Origin of the sequence: Paracoccus versutus, assembly GCF_000763885.1 — a bacterium.
Classification (GTDB): domain Bacteria; phylum Pseudomonadota; class Alphaproteobacteria; order Rhodobacterales; family Rhodobacteraceae; genus Paracoccus; species Paracoccus versutus.
On record NZ_JRKO01000095.1, the window covers coordinates 1 to 13,923 of the forward strand.

General features: G+C 69.4%; 14 protein-coding genes. 5 read left to right on the forward strand and 9 right to left on the reverse strand.

The features are described from left to right. From IT40_RS24835 to IT40_RS24845, 3 genes are all read left to right on the forward strand, one after another. Positions 1–445 (forward strand): HlyD family secretion protein (locus tag IT40_RS24835; RefSeq protein ID WP_036760769.1); only part of this gene is annotated, 445 nt, incomplete at its 5' end. Further along, entirely contained in the window at positions 442–1,350 is a 909-nt protein-coding gene (locus IT40_RS24840; RefSeq protein WP_036760770.1) for an ABC transporter ATP-binding protein, read from the forward strand. The genes IT40_RS24835 and IT40_RS24840, both read left to right, overlap by 4 nt. Next, positions 1,347–2,462, forward strand: a complete 1,116-nt coding sequence (locus tag IT40_RS24845; protein ID WP_036760772.1) for an ABC transporter permease — start codon at positions 1,347–1,349, stop codon at positions 2,460–2,462. The genes IT40_RS24840 and IT40_RS24845 overlap by 4 nt, the downstream gene beginning before the upstream one ends. A gap of 12 nt (positions 2,463–2,474) precedes the next feature. Here the strand turns inward: IT40_RS24845 and IT40_RS24850 are convergent, their stop codons facing one another. The 8 genes from IT40_RS24850 to IT40_RS24885 all read right to left on the reverse strand — a co-directional run bounded on the left by IT40_RS24850 (position 2,475) and on the right by IT40_RS24885 (position 9,958). After that, positions 2,475–3,851: an amidase gene (locus IT40_RS24850; RefSeq protein ID WP_036760775.1), complete on the reverse strand. Its 1,377-nt coding sequence runs from the start codon at positions 3,849–3,851 to the stop codon at positions 2,475–2,477. Positions 3,852–3,863: 12 nt separating this feature from the next. Further along, complete coding sequence (locus IT40_RS24855) at positions 3,864–4,598, reverse strand: SDR family NAD(P)-dependent oxidoreductase (RefSeq protein ID WP_024843807.1); 735 nt, start codon at positions 4,596–4,598, stop codon at positions 3,864–3,866. Positions 4,599–4,618: 20 nt separating this feature from the next. Beyond that, positions 4,619–5,359 carry an SDR family NAD(P)-dependent oxidoreductase gene (locus IT40_RS24860; protein ID WP_036760777.1) on the reverse strand — a complete coding sequence of 247 codons (741 nt, stop codon included), beginning with the start codon at positions 5,357–5,359 and terminating at the stop codon, positions 4,619–4,621. Next, positions 5,356–6,177 (reverse strand): polysaccharide deacetylase family protein, encoded by an 822-nt coding sequence (locus tag IT40_RS24865; protein WP_036760779.1) that lies wholly within the window; start codon positions 6,175–6,177, stop codon positions 5,356–5,358. The genes IT40_RS24860 and IT40_RS24865 overlap by 4 nt, the downstream gene beginning before the upstream one ends. A gap of 11 nt (positions 6,178–6,188) precedes the next feature. Beyond that, positions 6,189–6,977 carry an ABC transporter permease gene (locus IT40_RS24870; RefSeq protein ID WP_052096316.1) on the reverse strand — a complete coding sequence of 263 codons (789 nt, stop codon included), beginning with the start codon at positions 6,975–6,977 and terminating at the stop codon, positions 6,189–6,191. Then, positions 6,974–7,825 (reverse strand): ABC transporter permease, encoded by an 852-nt coding sequence (locus tag IT40_RS24875; RefSeq protein WP_024843811.1) that lies wholly within the window; start codon positions 7,823–7,825, stop codon positions 6,974–6,976. Before IT40_RS24875 ends, IT40_RS24870 begins: the two co-directional genes overlap by 4 nt. After that, entirely contained in the window at positions 7,822–8,883 is a 1,062-nt protein-coding gene (locus IT40_RS24880) for an ABC transporter ATP-binding protein (protein WP_036760780.1), read from the reverse strand. Before IT40_RS24880 ends, IT40_RS24875 begins: the two co-directional genes overlap by 4 nt. A 64-nt stretch (positions 8,884–8,947) precedes the next feature. Continuing rightward, positions 8,948–9,958 (reverse strand): ABC transporter substrate-binding protein, encoded by a 1,011-nt coding sequence (locus IT40_RS24885; RefSeq protein WP_244274064.1) that lies wholly within the window; start codon positions 9,956–9,958, stop codon positions 8,948–8,950. Between the two features lie 176 nt (positions 9,959–10,134). Between IT40_RS24885 and IT40_RS24890 the strand changes: the two genes are divergently transcribed. Beyond that, complete coding sequence (locus IT40_RS24890) at positions 10,135–10,683, forward strand: MarR family winged helix-turn-helix transcriptional regulator (protein ID WP_231493207.1); 549 nt, start codon at positions 10,135–10,137, stop codon at positions 10,681–10,683. A 3-nt stretch (positions 10,684–10,686) separates the two neighbouring features. Then, positions 10,687–11,889 (forward strand): alpha-hydroxy acid oxidase, encoded by a 1,203-nt coding sequence (locus tag IT40_RS24895; protein ID WP_036760784.1) that lies wholly within the window; start codon positions 10,687–10,689, stop codon positions 11,887–11,889. A 202-nt stretch (positions 11,890–12,091) separates the two neighbouring features. Here IT40_RS24895 and IT40_RS24900 read toward each other — a convergent pair whose 3' ends face one another. Further along, positions 12,092–13,600: a catalase gene (locus tag IT40_RS24900; protein WP_036760786.1), complete on the reverse strand. Its 1,509-nt coding sequence runs from the start codon at positions 13,598–13,600 to the stop codon at positions 12,092–12,094. Positions 13,601–13,923 lie beyond the last annotated feature (323 nt).

The window sequence follows — 13,923 nt, forward strand, 5'->3', positions numbered from 1 at the left end:
CCCCGATGCCATCGCCGCCGCCCGCGCCGCCCTGGCCCAGGCCGAAGCCGACCGGCAGGCGATGGAATGGCAGCTGCAACAGCGCCGGCTGACCGCCCCCGCGCCGGGCATCGTCACCGACATCCTGCGGCATCCGGGCGAGATCGCCGGCCCCTCGGCGCCGGTGCTGGCCTATCTGCCGGACGGCGCGGTCAAGCTGCGCTTCTATGTGGCCGAGGCCGATCTGGCCGCGCTTTCGCTGGGAACGAGGCTGACGGTCGGCTGCGACGGCTGCGCGCCGGCCGGCGCCGCGGTCTCGTTCATCGCCGACGAGGCCGAGTTCACCCCGCCCGTCCTTTATGCCCGCGACGCGCGGCAGAAGCTGGTCTACCTGGTCGAGGCCCGCCCCGATCCGGGCAGCCCGCTGAAGCCCGGCCAGATCGTCGAGCTCTGGAAGGCGCCATGACCCAGGCCACCGCCATCGACGTGACCGGGCTGACGAAATCCTTCGGCGGCAGGACGGTCGTGGACGATGTCGCGCTGCGGGTGGCCGAGGGCGAGATCGCTGGCTTCCTGGGCCCGAACGGCTCGGGCAAGACCACCTGCATCCGCATGATCTGCGGCTTGCTGACGCCCGACGCGGGCAGCGGCAGCGTGCTGGGCCTGGACGTGCGCCGCCAGCAGCGCGCGATCCGCCGGCAGGTCGGCTACATGACGCAGAAATTTTCCTTCTACGAGGATCTGTCGATCGAAGAGAACCTGGCCTTCGTCGCCGGGCTCTACGGCCTGCCGCGGCAGGCCGTGCGCGACACGCTGGAGGATCTGGGCCTGACCTCGCGCAAGACCCAGCTGGCCGGCAGCCTCTCGGGCGGTTGGAAGCAGCGGCTGGCGCTGGCGGCCTGCATCATGCACCAGCCCCGCCTTCTGTTGCTGGACGAGCCGACCGCCGGGGTCGATCCCAAGGCCCGGCGGCAGTTCTGGGACGAGATCCACGCCCGCGCGCTGGGGGGCATGACCGTCCTGGTCTCGACCCATTACATGGACGAGGCAGAGCGTTGCCACCGCATCAACTACATCGCCTATGGCCGGCTGGTGGTCTCGGGCACCGTAGCCGAGGTGATCGCGGGCGCGCGGCTGGTCACGCTGGGCGTGCAGTCCCCCCGGCCGGGCGAGCTGGCCGAGCGCCTGCGCCGGGCGCCGGGCGTCGAGCAGGTCGAGCCCTTCGGCACCGCGCTGCACGTGACCGGCACCGACCGCGACCGGCTCATGGCGGCGCTGGCGGCCGAGGGCGTCGCCGGCCGGCCGGTCGAGACCAGCCTCGAGGACGTGTTCATCCGGCTGATGGAACAGTCCCAGGACAACATGCGATGAGCTTTTCGCCGACACGGCTGCGGGCGCTGCTGCGCAAGGAGTTCATCCAGATGCGCCGCGACCGCGTGACCTTCGCCATGATGCTGGGGGTGCCGATCATGCAGCTTTTGCTGTTCGGCTATGCGATCAACAGCGACCCGCGCGACATGCCCACGGCCCTGGTCGCGCCGGTGCAGGATCGGTTCGGCCGCAGCTTTGCCGCGGCGCTGGAGAACAGCGGCTACTATCGCATCACCCACCCCCTTGCCACCGCCGACCAGGCCGAGCGGCTGATGACCCGCGGCGAGGTTGCCTTTGTCGTGACCGTGCCCGCCGATTTCGGCCGGCGGATGGAACGCGGCGACCGGCCGCAGATCCTGGTCGAGGCGGACGGCTCGGACCCCTCGGCGACCAGCGGCGCCGTCGCCGCGCTTTCCGGCATCGCCGAAAGCGCCTTTCGCCGCGACCTGCCGGCCGGGTCGGCGCGGACCGCGCCCGAGATCGTCGCCCATCGCCGCTACAACCCCGAGGCGGTCACGCAATACAACATCGTCCCCGGCCTTCTGGGGGTGATCCTGCAAATGACCATGGTGATGATGACCGCCATGGCCCTGACCCGCGAGATCGAGCGCGGCACCATGGAGAACCTGCTGGCCATGCCCGCCACCCCGGCCGAGATCATGATCGGCAAGATCACCCCCTTCCTGACCGTCGGCGCGGTGCAGGTGCTCGTCATCCTGGGCGCGGCCTGGGCGATCTTCGACGTGCCTTTCGCGGGTTCGCTGGGGCTGCTGCTGGCGGGGGTGATGGTCTTCGTGCTGGCGCTGGTGCTGCTGGGCTATCTGATCTCGACCGCGGCGCGCACGCAGATGCAGGCGATGCAGATCGCGATCTTCATCTTCCTGCCCTCGGTGCTGCTGTCGGGGTTCATGTTCCCGTTCCGCGGCATGCCGGGCTGGGCGCAGGCCCTGGGCGAGGTGCTGCCGGTGACGCATCTGCTGCGGCTGGTGCGCGGCATCATGCTGAAGGGCGCGGGCTGGGCCGATGTCGCGCCGCAATTCGCCGCGCTCGCGACCATGGTGGCGGTGCTGGGCACGCTGGCCCTGCTGCGGTTCCGCCGGACGCTGGACTGACCGGCGCGCCCGTCAGGCGAGTTGCATCACCGCATCCGCCAGCCGCAGCAGCATCCGGTCGCGATACCAGGGCGCGCAAAGCTGCAAGGCCACCGGCAGCCCCGCGCGGGTCCGCCCCCAGGGCAGCGAGATCGCCGGATGGCCGGTCAGGTTCTGCGGATAGGTGAACGGATACCAGGCCCCGCGGATGGTGCCGGCGGGCTGGCCGTCGATCTCGATCTCGCCCATGGGGTCATAACCCAGGGCCAGCGGCGGCGCGGTCAGCACCGGCGAGGCCAGGAGGTCGAAGCGGGCGAAATGCGCCTGCATCATCTGGAACAGCCGCGTCCGCGCCGCCGAGGCCTCGGCCAGATCCACTGCGGAATAGCCCTGCCCCAGCCGCGCCGTCTCGACCAGCGAGGGGGCGACCAGATCCTCGCGGCCGGCAAAGGCGGGGGCGGCGCGGGCGGCCAGCCCCACCCGCAAAAGGGTCAGGAACACCGGCTCGAAACTGCGGAAATCCAGGTCGGCCTCTTCGACGACGGCGCCCTCGGCCTCGATGCGGCGCAGGGCGGCCTGGGTGATCTCGGCCGTCTCGCGCTCGACCCGCGCGCCGGCGGTGGGGATCCAGCCGATGCGCAGCCCCCTGAGCCCGCGCCCGTCGTCGGGATAAAGCTGCACGGCCGCCTGGCCATAGGGGTCGCGGGGGTCGGGCCCGGCCATGGCCTGAAAGAACAGCGCCGCATCCGCCACGGTGCGCGCCATCGGCCCGGCAAAGGAATTGGCGGCGAACAGGTCGGGCAGCGCCAGATGCGGGATGACGCCCAGCGTCGGCTTCATGCCGACGATACCGCAGCAGGCGGCCGGGATGCGGATCGAGCCGCCGCCATCGGTGCCGATGGACAAGGGGCCCATGCCCGCCGCCACCGCCACCGCCGAGCCAGAGCTGGACGCGCCCGCCGTCACGCCGGGGTCGATCGGGTTCAGCGTCAGCCCGGTCAGCGGCGAGCTGGCGGTCTGGGCATGGCCGAATTCCGGCGTCGTGGTCTTGCCGATCATGATGCCGCCGGCGGCGCGGGCGCGGGCGACCGAGACCGCATCCTCGGCCGGCACGCTTTCTGCGAACAGGCGCGAGCCCATGGTGGTGCGCACGCCAGCCGTGGCCAGCAGATCCTTGACCGAATAGGGCACGCCATGCAGCAGCCCCAATTCGTCGCCGCGCATCACCGCCGCCTCGGCCGCCCGCGCCTCGGCCCGCGCCGCATCGGCGGCGACGGTGACGAAGGCGTTGAGGTCGCGGCGCGCCTCGATCCGCTCCAGCGCCGCCTCGGTCGCCTCGACGGGTGAGATGGCGCGGCGGCGGATGGCCTCGGCCAGGTCCACGGCGCTCAGGTCGGCGATCTCGGTCATCGCGGGCTCCTTTCAGATCATCCAATGGCCGCCATCGACCAGCAGCGTCTGGCCGGTGATGAAACGCGCCTCGTCGCTGGCCAGGAAGGCGACGGCGGCGGCCACGTCCTCGACCGCGCCGACGAAGCCGACCGGGGTCTTGTCGACGATCTGCTGGATCACCTGCGCCGGCACGCGGTCATGCGCGGCGGTGCGGATGGCGCCGGGCGCCACCGCGTTCACCGTCACGCCATGCGGCGCCAGTTCGCGGGCCAGGCCGCGGGTCAGCCCGATCACCCCCATCTTGGCGGCGGCGTAATCGGCCAGTCCCGGCTCGCCGGTAAAGGCGGCAAGGCTCGACATGTTGACGATGCGCCCGGCGCCGCGCTCGCGCATCGCCGGGGCCACCAGCCGGGCCATGCGCATGGCGCTGACCAGCGAGATCTCCAGCACGAAGCGCCAGACCTCCTCGCGCGAGTCGCAAAAGGGCGCGCTGCGCTCGCGGCCGCTTTGGCCCAGGTTGTTCACCAGCACGTCCACCGGGCCGAGTTCGGCCAGGAAACGGTCGTGGAAGCCGGCCAGGGCGGCGGCGTCCGTGCAATCGCCCTGGACCAGCAGCAGCCGCCCGCCCGCCTCGGCGGCGAGCGGCGCGGTGTCGAGGTCCATGACCCCGACCCGCGCGCCCTCGGCCAGCATGCGGCGGGCGATGCCGCCGCCGATGCCCGCCGCGCCGCCCGTCACCAGCACGGTCTTGTCCCTGAACCGCATGCATCCCGTCATGGCCGGCCTCAATGAAAGGTGCGGCCGCCATCGACCGCCAGGGCAACGCCGGTGACATAGGAGGATTCGCCGCTCGTCAGCCACAGGATCGCCGCGGCGATCTCGGCCGGATCGGCGATGCGGCGCAGGGCATAGCGGTCGCGCACCGCCTGCAACTGCGCCTCGGCATCGCCCGCCGGGTCGATCGAGCTGCGCAGCAGCGGCGTGTCGACGGCGCCGGGGCAGACCACGTTCACGCGGATGCCGCTGTCCGCCAGCTCCAGCGCCAGCGATTTCGAGAACATCTGCAACCCCGCTTTGGAGGCGGCATAGCCGCTGCGCAGCCGCAAAGGCACCAGACCCGCGCCCGAGGACAGGTGGACGATGGTGCCGCCCCCCGCCTGCCGCAGATGCGGCACCGCAGCCCGGCACAGCTTCATCGCGCCGGTCAGGTTCACGGCGATCAGCCGGTCCCAGGCCTCGTCGGTGATCTGCTCCAGTGCCGCGACCAGATCCAGGCCCGCGCAATTGACCAGCCCGTCCAGCCCGCCCAGCGCCCCGGCCAGCCGCGTCACCGCCGCCGCAAGCGCGGCGCTGTCGGTGATGTCGGCCACCGCGGCCGGCACCTGCAACCCATCCAGCGCCGCCCCGTCGCGGTCGATCACCGCGACGCGGGCGCCCTCGGCCAGGAAGCGCGCGACAGTGGCCCGGCCGATGCCCTGCGCGCCGCCGGCGATCAGGATGCGGCGGCCGGTCAGCGCCCCGCTCATGCCGCAGCGCCCTCCAGGCGCGGGCGCATGTCGGCGACCATCTCGTCGCAGCGGCCCATCCACACGTCGCCCTTGTCCAGCGCGCGCCGGATCAGCTGCTCAAGCACCCACAGGCGCGAGGGCTGGCCGATGATCTGCGGATGCATGCCGACCATCATCATCCGCCGCTCGGCATGCAGCATGTCCAGCTCCAGCGTCCACGCCTCAAGCAGGGCCGAGGGCGCCTGCATGGTCCGGCCCGGCAGCACGATGGAATATTGGAAGAAGGGCGCGTCATCCAGCACCCAGCGGAAGGGCAGTTCGACCAGCCGGGTCCGCTGCCCGTCCACCTCGTGCAGATAGGGCGAATCGTCGTCGAAGAAGTTCGAGGAATAGTCGAAGCCGTGTTCCAGCATCAGCTGCATGGAAATGTCGCTGAGTTCGGCCGCGGGCGAGCGCCAGCCGCGCGGCGCCTGCCCGGTGGCGCGCCTGATCGCCTCGAAGCCGCGCTCCATCTCCTCGCGCTCTTCCTCGTGGCTGAGGTTCAGGATCCAGCGGTGCGAATAGCTGTGGTGGGCGATCTCGTGCCCGCCTTGCAGGATGCGCTCGACCAACTCGGGGCGCTGGTCCACGACCAGGCCGGGGATGAAGAAGGTGCTGCGCAGGCCGTAGCGGCGCAGCAGGTCCAGCACGCGGTCGGTGCCGACCTTCCAGCCATAGGCGCCCTGCGACATCAGGATCGGGCGCCTGGCATAGGCCGGGTCGCGCGCCGTCCACATCGTCTCGGCATCGAGGTCGAAGGTCAGAAACAGCGGAAAGCCCTTGCTGGTCAGATGCATGGCTGGTCCTTTCAGACGAATTTGTGAAAGCCGGTCCAGCGCTCGGCCAGCAGCAGCACGATCACGGTGGCGACGATCAGCAGGGTCGAGATGGCGGCGACGCCCGGATTGACCCCCATCTCGACCGAGCTGAAGATCAGGATGGGCAGCGTGGTCTGCCGGGCGCTGGCCAGGAAGATCGTGACCGGCACGTTCTCCATCGAGGTGACGAAGGCGAACAGCGCCCCGGCGACCAGGCCGGGCTTGATCAGCGGCAGCGTGACCAGCCGGAAGGCGGTGAAGCCGTCCGCGCCCAGCACCCGCGCCGCCTCTTCCACCGAGACGTCAAGGCCCGAGAGGCTGGCCAGCGCCGAGCGCAGGATATAGGGCACGGTGATGACGACATGGGCGACGATCAGCACCAGGAAGCTGCCGCGCAGGCCGACCAGCGTCACATATTGCAGCATGGCCACCCCGATCACCACCGAGGGCACGATCAGCGGCGCCATCAGCAGCGCGGTGATCGCCTCGGATCCGGGGATGGCCTTGCGAAACAGCGCATAGGCCGCCGCGACGCCCAGGGCCAGCGACAGAAGCGTCGAGCTGACCGCCAGGATCAGGCTGTTGCGGATCGCCCGGATATAGACCGGATCGCTCAGCACCTCGGCGAACCATTTCAGCGTCCAGCCCTGCGGCGGGATGGTCAGGTAGGATGTCTCGCTGAACGAGGTCAGCACGACCACCAAGACCGGCACCTGCAGGAAGGCCACGACCAGCAGCGCGACGATGGAAATGGGCAGGGTGGGTTTCATGTCGCTCATGCCATGCCCGCCCATCTTCTGGTCATGCGGCTGGAGAGCCAGATGATGACCAGCGTCGAGGCCGCCAGCGCAAAGGACAGCGCCGAGCCGCTGGGCCAGTCCAGAAGCTGCATGTATTCGTCATAGATCAGCGTCGCCATCACCTGATAGGTCGGCCCGCCCAGCATCCTTGGCGTGACCAGCGCCGAGATGGTCAGCACGAAGACCAGGATCGAGCCGCCGATGATGCCCGGCGCCGTCAGCGGCAGGGTGACGGACCAGAACACATGCGTCCGGCTGGAGCCCAGCGTCGCGGCCGCCGCCTCGACGTCGCGGGGCACGTTTTGCAACGCCGCGACCAGCATCAGCACCATGAAGGGCAGGTAGATATGGGTCAGCCCGATCAGCAGGCCGGTCATGTTGAACATCAGCTTCAGCGGCCGCTCGATCAGGCCCAGGTCGATCAGCAGGTTGTTGACCACGCCGCGATTGGTCAGCAGCACGATCCAGCCGAAGGAGCGCACCACCAGGTTCAGCATCAGCGGAAAGATCACCAGAAGCGTCAGCGGCAGCCGCCAGCGCGGATGGCCGCGCACGATCAGATAGGCGACCGGATAGCCGGTCAGCAGGCACAGCACGGTGACGCCCAGCCCCAGCGCCAGCGTGCGCAGCACCACCTCGCGGTAATAGCCGTCGGTGGCGATGCGCAGGTAGTTTTCCCAGGTGAAGCTGCCCGCGACCATGCCCTGCCCCGGCTGGTATTCCTGGAAGCTGGTCGGCAGCAGCAGCACCAGCGGCACCACGAAGGACAAAAGCAGCACCAGCAGAAGCGGCGCGATCAGCAGCCATGCACTGCGCTGGCCGGTCATGACGCAGCCCCCTGCGGCAGCACGATGATGTCGCGCGGCCGGATCGCCAGATGCACCGGCTCGCCCGGCGCGAGGCTGGCGGTATCCTCGGCCGAGGGCACCTCGACCACGATCTCGGCGCCATGGGCCAGCCGCACCACCAGCTGCACCTGCGGCCCCGAGAAGGCGCGCAGCGCCACGGTGCCCGCCAGCGCGCCCGGCTCGGGCGTGCGCAGGACGCGGATCGCCTCTTGCCGCAGAAAGACCTCGGCCTCGCTGCCCTCGGGCAGGTCCAGCCGCTCGGGGCGCAGCGCCAGCCCAGCGCCAAGCGCGACGGTGCCGGCCTCGATGCGGCCTTGCAGCCGGTTCGGCTTGCCGATGAAGCTGGCGACGAAGGCGTTCGCCGGCCGGTGATAGATCTCCTCGGGCCTGTCCAACTGCTGGATCACGCCGCCATGCATGACGCCGACGCGATCCGACAGGCTCAGCGCCTCGGCCTGGTCATGGGTGACGAACAGCGTGGTGATGCGCAGTTCCTGCTGCAGCCGCTTCAGCTCGATCTGCATCTCGTCGCGCAGCTTGGCGTCGAGGTTGGACAGCGGCTCGTCGAACAGCAGGATGCTGGGCCGCGGCGCGATGGCGCGGGCCATCGAGACGCGCTGCTGCTGGCCGCCGGAAAGCTGGCGCGGGAAACGCGCGCCATAGCCGCCCAGCCGGACCATCTCCAGCGCGGCATTCACCCGCTCTTCCAGCGGCTTGCCGGATTCGCCCTTGCGGCGCAGGCCGAAGGCGACGTTCTCGAAGACCGTCATATGCGGAAACAGCGCATAGGACTGGAACACCAGCCCGATGTTGCGCTTGTTGGGCGGCAGGCGCGTCACGTCGCGCTCGCCGATCATGATCTGCCCCTCGGTCGGCTCCAGCAAGCCGGCGACCATGCGCAGGATCGTGGTCTTGCCGCAGCCCGAAGGCCCGAGGAGCGAGACGAACTCGCCCTCGGCGATCTGGAACGAGGCGTTCCTGACCACTTCCGTCTTGCCATAGCGCTTGACGATGTTGCGCAGGGAAAGGTTGCTCATCTCACCTCGTCGGGGCTTTGGATGGGTTGCGGTCGGTCCCGGCAGGAAACCCGCCGGGATCGGCTCAGCGCAGCACTTCGCGCTGCCAGCGGCGGGTCCAGTCGGGCATGACCACGGCCATCTCGGCCGGGTCCAGGAACAGCATCTGCCCGGCCTGCTCGGCACTGGGCAGGATGCTCGCCAGGTCGTCCGACAGAACCACCTTGCTGTTGACCGGGCCGATCACCTGCGCTTCCGAGAAGCATTTCTGCGCCTCGACCGACAGCACGGTGTCGATGAATTTCAGCGCCAGTTCCTGCTGCTGGGTGCCCTTGGGGATCGAGATGGTCGGGCGGATGCCCACCGCGCCTTCCTGCGGATAGGCGACGGCCAGCGGCAGCCCGCCCTTGATCGCCACGCCGGCGCGGTCGGGATACCAGACCGCGATGTCGATCTCGCCCCGCTCGAACAGCGAGACCACCTGGTCGGCCTGGGTGTGCAAGAGCACCGCCGATTGCGCCAGCGGCTTGATCTTGGCCAGGCCGGGACCTGGGTCTTGCAGCGTGCCGCCCTCCATCTGGTTCAGCGCGGCCAGGAATTGCCAGCCCGCGGTGGCCGAGACGTCGCCGATGGTGATCCGGCCTTCGTATTTCGGATCGAACAGGTCGTTCCACGAACTCGGCGGCGTGGCCACGGTGTCCTTGTTGTAGACGATGGTCGTCGCGCCCAGCATGGCGGCGACATAGGCGTCGCCCTTGCCCCAGGCGCCCTCGATGATGTCGGGTGCATTCGCCAGCGTGGCGCGGTCCAGCGGCACCAGCAGCCCTTCGTTCGCCATCTGCACCGCGAAGGCGTCGTCGGCAAAGACCACGTCCATGTCCGACTGCCCGGCGGTCGCCCTGACCGAGGCCGCGTGCTGCGCCGAACTGGCCGGCTTCAGCAGCACCGAGGCCCCGGTGGCCTGGGTAAAGGGCTGGACATAGCAGGTCTCGACGTTGTCGGCGAAAGAGCCGCCGAAGGCGCCGACGACCAGCTCCTGCGCGGATGCGGCCGCGATCGGGCCAAGCGCGGCAGCCGCCGCGACCGTCGTCGTCAATGCGAATTTTCTGAACACAAGCAAACCTCCCCGCCTGGTTGTTCTGGCCGGTCGCCGCAGGCGCTCGACAGGAACCGACTCTGCCAGTCTGGCATATGTCTTTCAGTAAAGATACTAGAAAGCTACTTGAAAGATACAATTCCAATGCCGTCGCGGATGGGGTAATGACGAAGGGCATGCGCATCATTCAGCGGCAAGGGCACAGCTTGGACGAGGAACCGATAAGATACTGGGAAAACGACCGGATCGGCCGCGGCATGCGGCAATGGCGACGCGAGGTGCCGCAGATCGACAGCAGCGGCAAGGCGGTGGTCGGCCGCGTCCTGCACCTGCAAGAGGTCATCATCGACAAGGTGAACCGCAACCTGGCGCGATTCGGCCTGAAGTTCCCGACCTATGCCATCCTGGCCACGATCCGCGTCAGCGGCCCGCCCTATCGCATGACGCCGAGCGAGCTGCTTGCCGCCATCGTCATCTCTTCGGGCGGGCTTTCCAACCTGCTGCGCAAGCTGGAAAAGGACGGGCTGGTGCAGCGCAGCGCCGACAAGCGCGACGGCCGCGGCGTCATCGTCGAGCTGACCGGCAAGGGCATCGCCCTGACCGATGAGAGCATGGCCGCCCATGCCGCGCTGGAGCGCGAGCTGATCGCCGCATTGTCGCCGCAGGACCGCGAGAACATGGCGCGGATGCTGAGCATCCTGATCGCCACCAACAGCGCGGGATAGCGGATGGACCGCACCCGCCACGCCGTCAACATCGAAGAGATTGAACAGGCGGCGCGACGCTACCTGCCGGGTTTCCTGTTCGATTTCATCGCCGGCGGCGTCGATGGCGAGGCGGGGCTGAACCGCAACCGACAGGCATTCGCCCGCCACCGGCTGGTGCCGCGCTATCTGCGCGACGTCTCGCGCCGGTCGCTGGCGACGCGCATCCTGGACCGCGACTACGCGATGCCCCTGGGCATCTCGCCCACCGGCCCGGCGCAGCTGTTTCGCCGCGATGCCGACCGGATGCTGGCCCGCGCCGCGCGCGAGGCCGACATTCCCTTCATCCTGTCCGGCGCCGCCGGCGCCTCGCTGGAAGAGATCGCCCGGATCGCGCCGGATCACGGCTGGTTCCAGCTTTATCCGGCCCGCGACCGGGCGATCACCCGCGACCAGATCCGCCGCGCCGCCGATGCCGGCACCCCGGCGCTGGTGCTGACCGTCGATACGCCGGTGACGCCCAAGCGCGAACGCCACCTGCGCAACCGCATCTCGGTCCCCTTCCGGCCCGGCCCGGCGCTGTGGCCGCGGCTGGCGAAAGAGGTGCTGCTGCACCCCGAATGGTTCCTACGCTTCCTGCTGGGCGGCGGGATGGAGACGATGGGCAACTGGGCGCCCTATGCCCCCAAGGGCGCCGGCGCCTCGGACGTGGCGGCCTTCTTCTTCGACCAGGCCTTCGTGCCGGGCGACAGCGGCACGCTGTGCTGGCGCGACCTGGAGACCTGCCGCGCGCTCTGGCCCGGCCCGCTGGTGGTCAAGGGCATCCTGCATCCCGAGGATGCCCGCCGCGCGGCCTCGCTTGGCGCGGATGCGATCCTGGTCTCGAACCACGGCGGCAAGGCGCTGGACGCGGCGCCCGCGGCACTGGACATGCTGCCGGCGATCCGGCGCGCAGTCGGCCCGGATTATCCGCTGTTCCTGGACAGCGGCGTCCGGCGCGGCTCGGATGTGGTCATCGCCTTGTGCCTGGGCGCGGATTTCGTCTTTGCCGGCCGACCGACGCTTTACGGCACCGCCGCCGGGGCCGAGGCGGGCGCGCGCAAGGCGCTTGCCATCCTGCGGCAGGAAACCGACCTGGTCATGGCCGGGATCGGCTGCGTCTCGCCGGCGGAACTGGGTGCGGACTGCCTGGCAGGCGGGGCCGGCAATGAAGAGGCGACGCCCTGACTGGACGGTCCCGCCCGTGGTTGTCCGGTGGCAACCCTTCGGACCGCAGGTCGGGCGGGTCGTGAAGACCCCGGAACGCTGGCCCGCCTGAACGCCGCCGCCTGGTCCGGTCGCCCCGCAACCGCAGCTGGAGATCGGTGTCGGGGGCACCCGGCATCGGCAAGGCCCGCCCGCCGTTGCGGCGCGGGCGGGCCCGGTGCGATCAGCCCTCGCCCATGCCCTCGGCCGGCTTGGTGGCGACTCCGCCGCGCACCTTTTGCTCGATGCGCCGGCCGGTTTCGGGGTCGATGCTTTTCCAATAGTCGAAGGCGCGGCTCAGCACCGGCTCGCGCACCCCGCCCAGCAGGCTGCCGGCCACCGTCTCGACCAGGGCGGCACGCTGCGCATCGTCCATGACCTCGCGCACAAGGGTGCCCGGCTGGGTGAAATCGTCGTCGTCAGCACGCAGCGTATAGGCGCTGCGGACCATGGCGCCGTCGGCCTCCCATCCCTCGGGCACCGGGCCTGTCGCATCGGCCCAGGGGCGGCCGACGCTGTTCGGGGCATAGGTCGGGGCGCTGCCGCTGTGGTGATAGGCCATCTGCCCGTCGAACATGTAGCTGTTCACCGGCACCTTGGGCTGGTTCACCGGCAGCTGGTGGAAATTGGTGCCGATGCGGTTCCTTTGCGCGTCGTTATAGGCGAATGCGCGGCCCAGCAGCATCTTGTCGGGCGACAGGCCGATGCCCGGAACCGTATTGCCGGGCGAGAAGGCCGCCTGCTCGATCTGGGCAAAGAAGTTCTCGGGGTTGCGGTTCAGCACCATCCGGCCGACGCGGACCAGCGGATAATCGGCATGCGGCCAGGTCTTGGTCAGGTCGAACGGGTTGATGCGATAGGTCCTGGCGTCCTCATAGGGCATGATCTGCACCGACAGGATCCAGCTGGGATGATCGCCGCGGGCGATAGCGTCGAAAAGGTCGCGGCGGTGGAAATCGGCATCCGCGCCGGCCATGGCCGCGGCCTCGGCATTGGTAAAGAAAGCCATGCCCTGTTCGGTGTGGAAGTGGTACTTGACCCAGAACCGCTCGCCCGCCGCATTCACCCACATATAGGTATGCGAGCCATAGCCGTTCATGTTGCGCCAGGTGCGGGGCAGCCCGCGCGCGCCCATCAGATAGGTGACCTGATGCGCGCTTTCGGGATTGTTGGTCCAGAAGTCCCATTGCATGTGGTTGTCGCGCAGGCCGGAATCGGCAAGCCGCTTCTGGCTGCGGATGAAATGGGGAAACTTCATCGGATCGCGCACGAAGAAGATCGGCGTGTTGTTCCCCACCAGGTCGTAGTTGCCCTCGGCGGTATAGAATTTCAGCGAGAAGCCGCGCACGTCGCGCCAGGTGTCGGGGCTGCCCATCTCGCCCGCGACGGTTGAGAACCGCGCCAGCATCTCGGTCGTGGCGCCCTTCTGGAACAGCGCCGCGCGGGTATAGGCCGAGACGTCCTCGGTGGTCTCGAACAGGCCGAAGGCGCCGGCGCCCTTGGCATGGGGCTGGCGCTCGGGCACCTTCTCGCGGTTGAAATGCGCCATCTGTTCCAGGAAATGCACGTCATGCAGCAGGATGGGGCCGTCGGCGCCGATGGTCAGCGAATTGCGGTCGCTGGGCGCGGGCGCGCCGGCGCCGGTGGTGGATTGCACGGCGTTGATGTTTTCGGGTTTGCCTTGATCTGACATGGGTGCCTCCTGACAGGTCTGGGAAAAAGCCGGGTCGCGGAAGGGGCGGCACCCGAACCGGCACCGCTCGCCCGCAGCTTGCCTGCCAGCCTAGCGGGGCTTGGCGCGGAAGTCTCGCCCCATGGTGGGGGTCGGTGGCATAATCCGCCGGGCACCTGCAGCGCGGGGTTTCCGCGCCGCGCCGGCTTCCAGCGGGCCGCCGGGCCGCCGCCGACGATCACAACGTCGTATTCCATCGACTCGCGTTCAACTTCGGACATGGCTCGGCCTCCCTGGCTGGCTGGTGGCGGTTGCGGGGCGCGGGTCGGGGGGCTCTGCCCCCC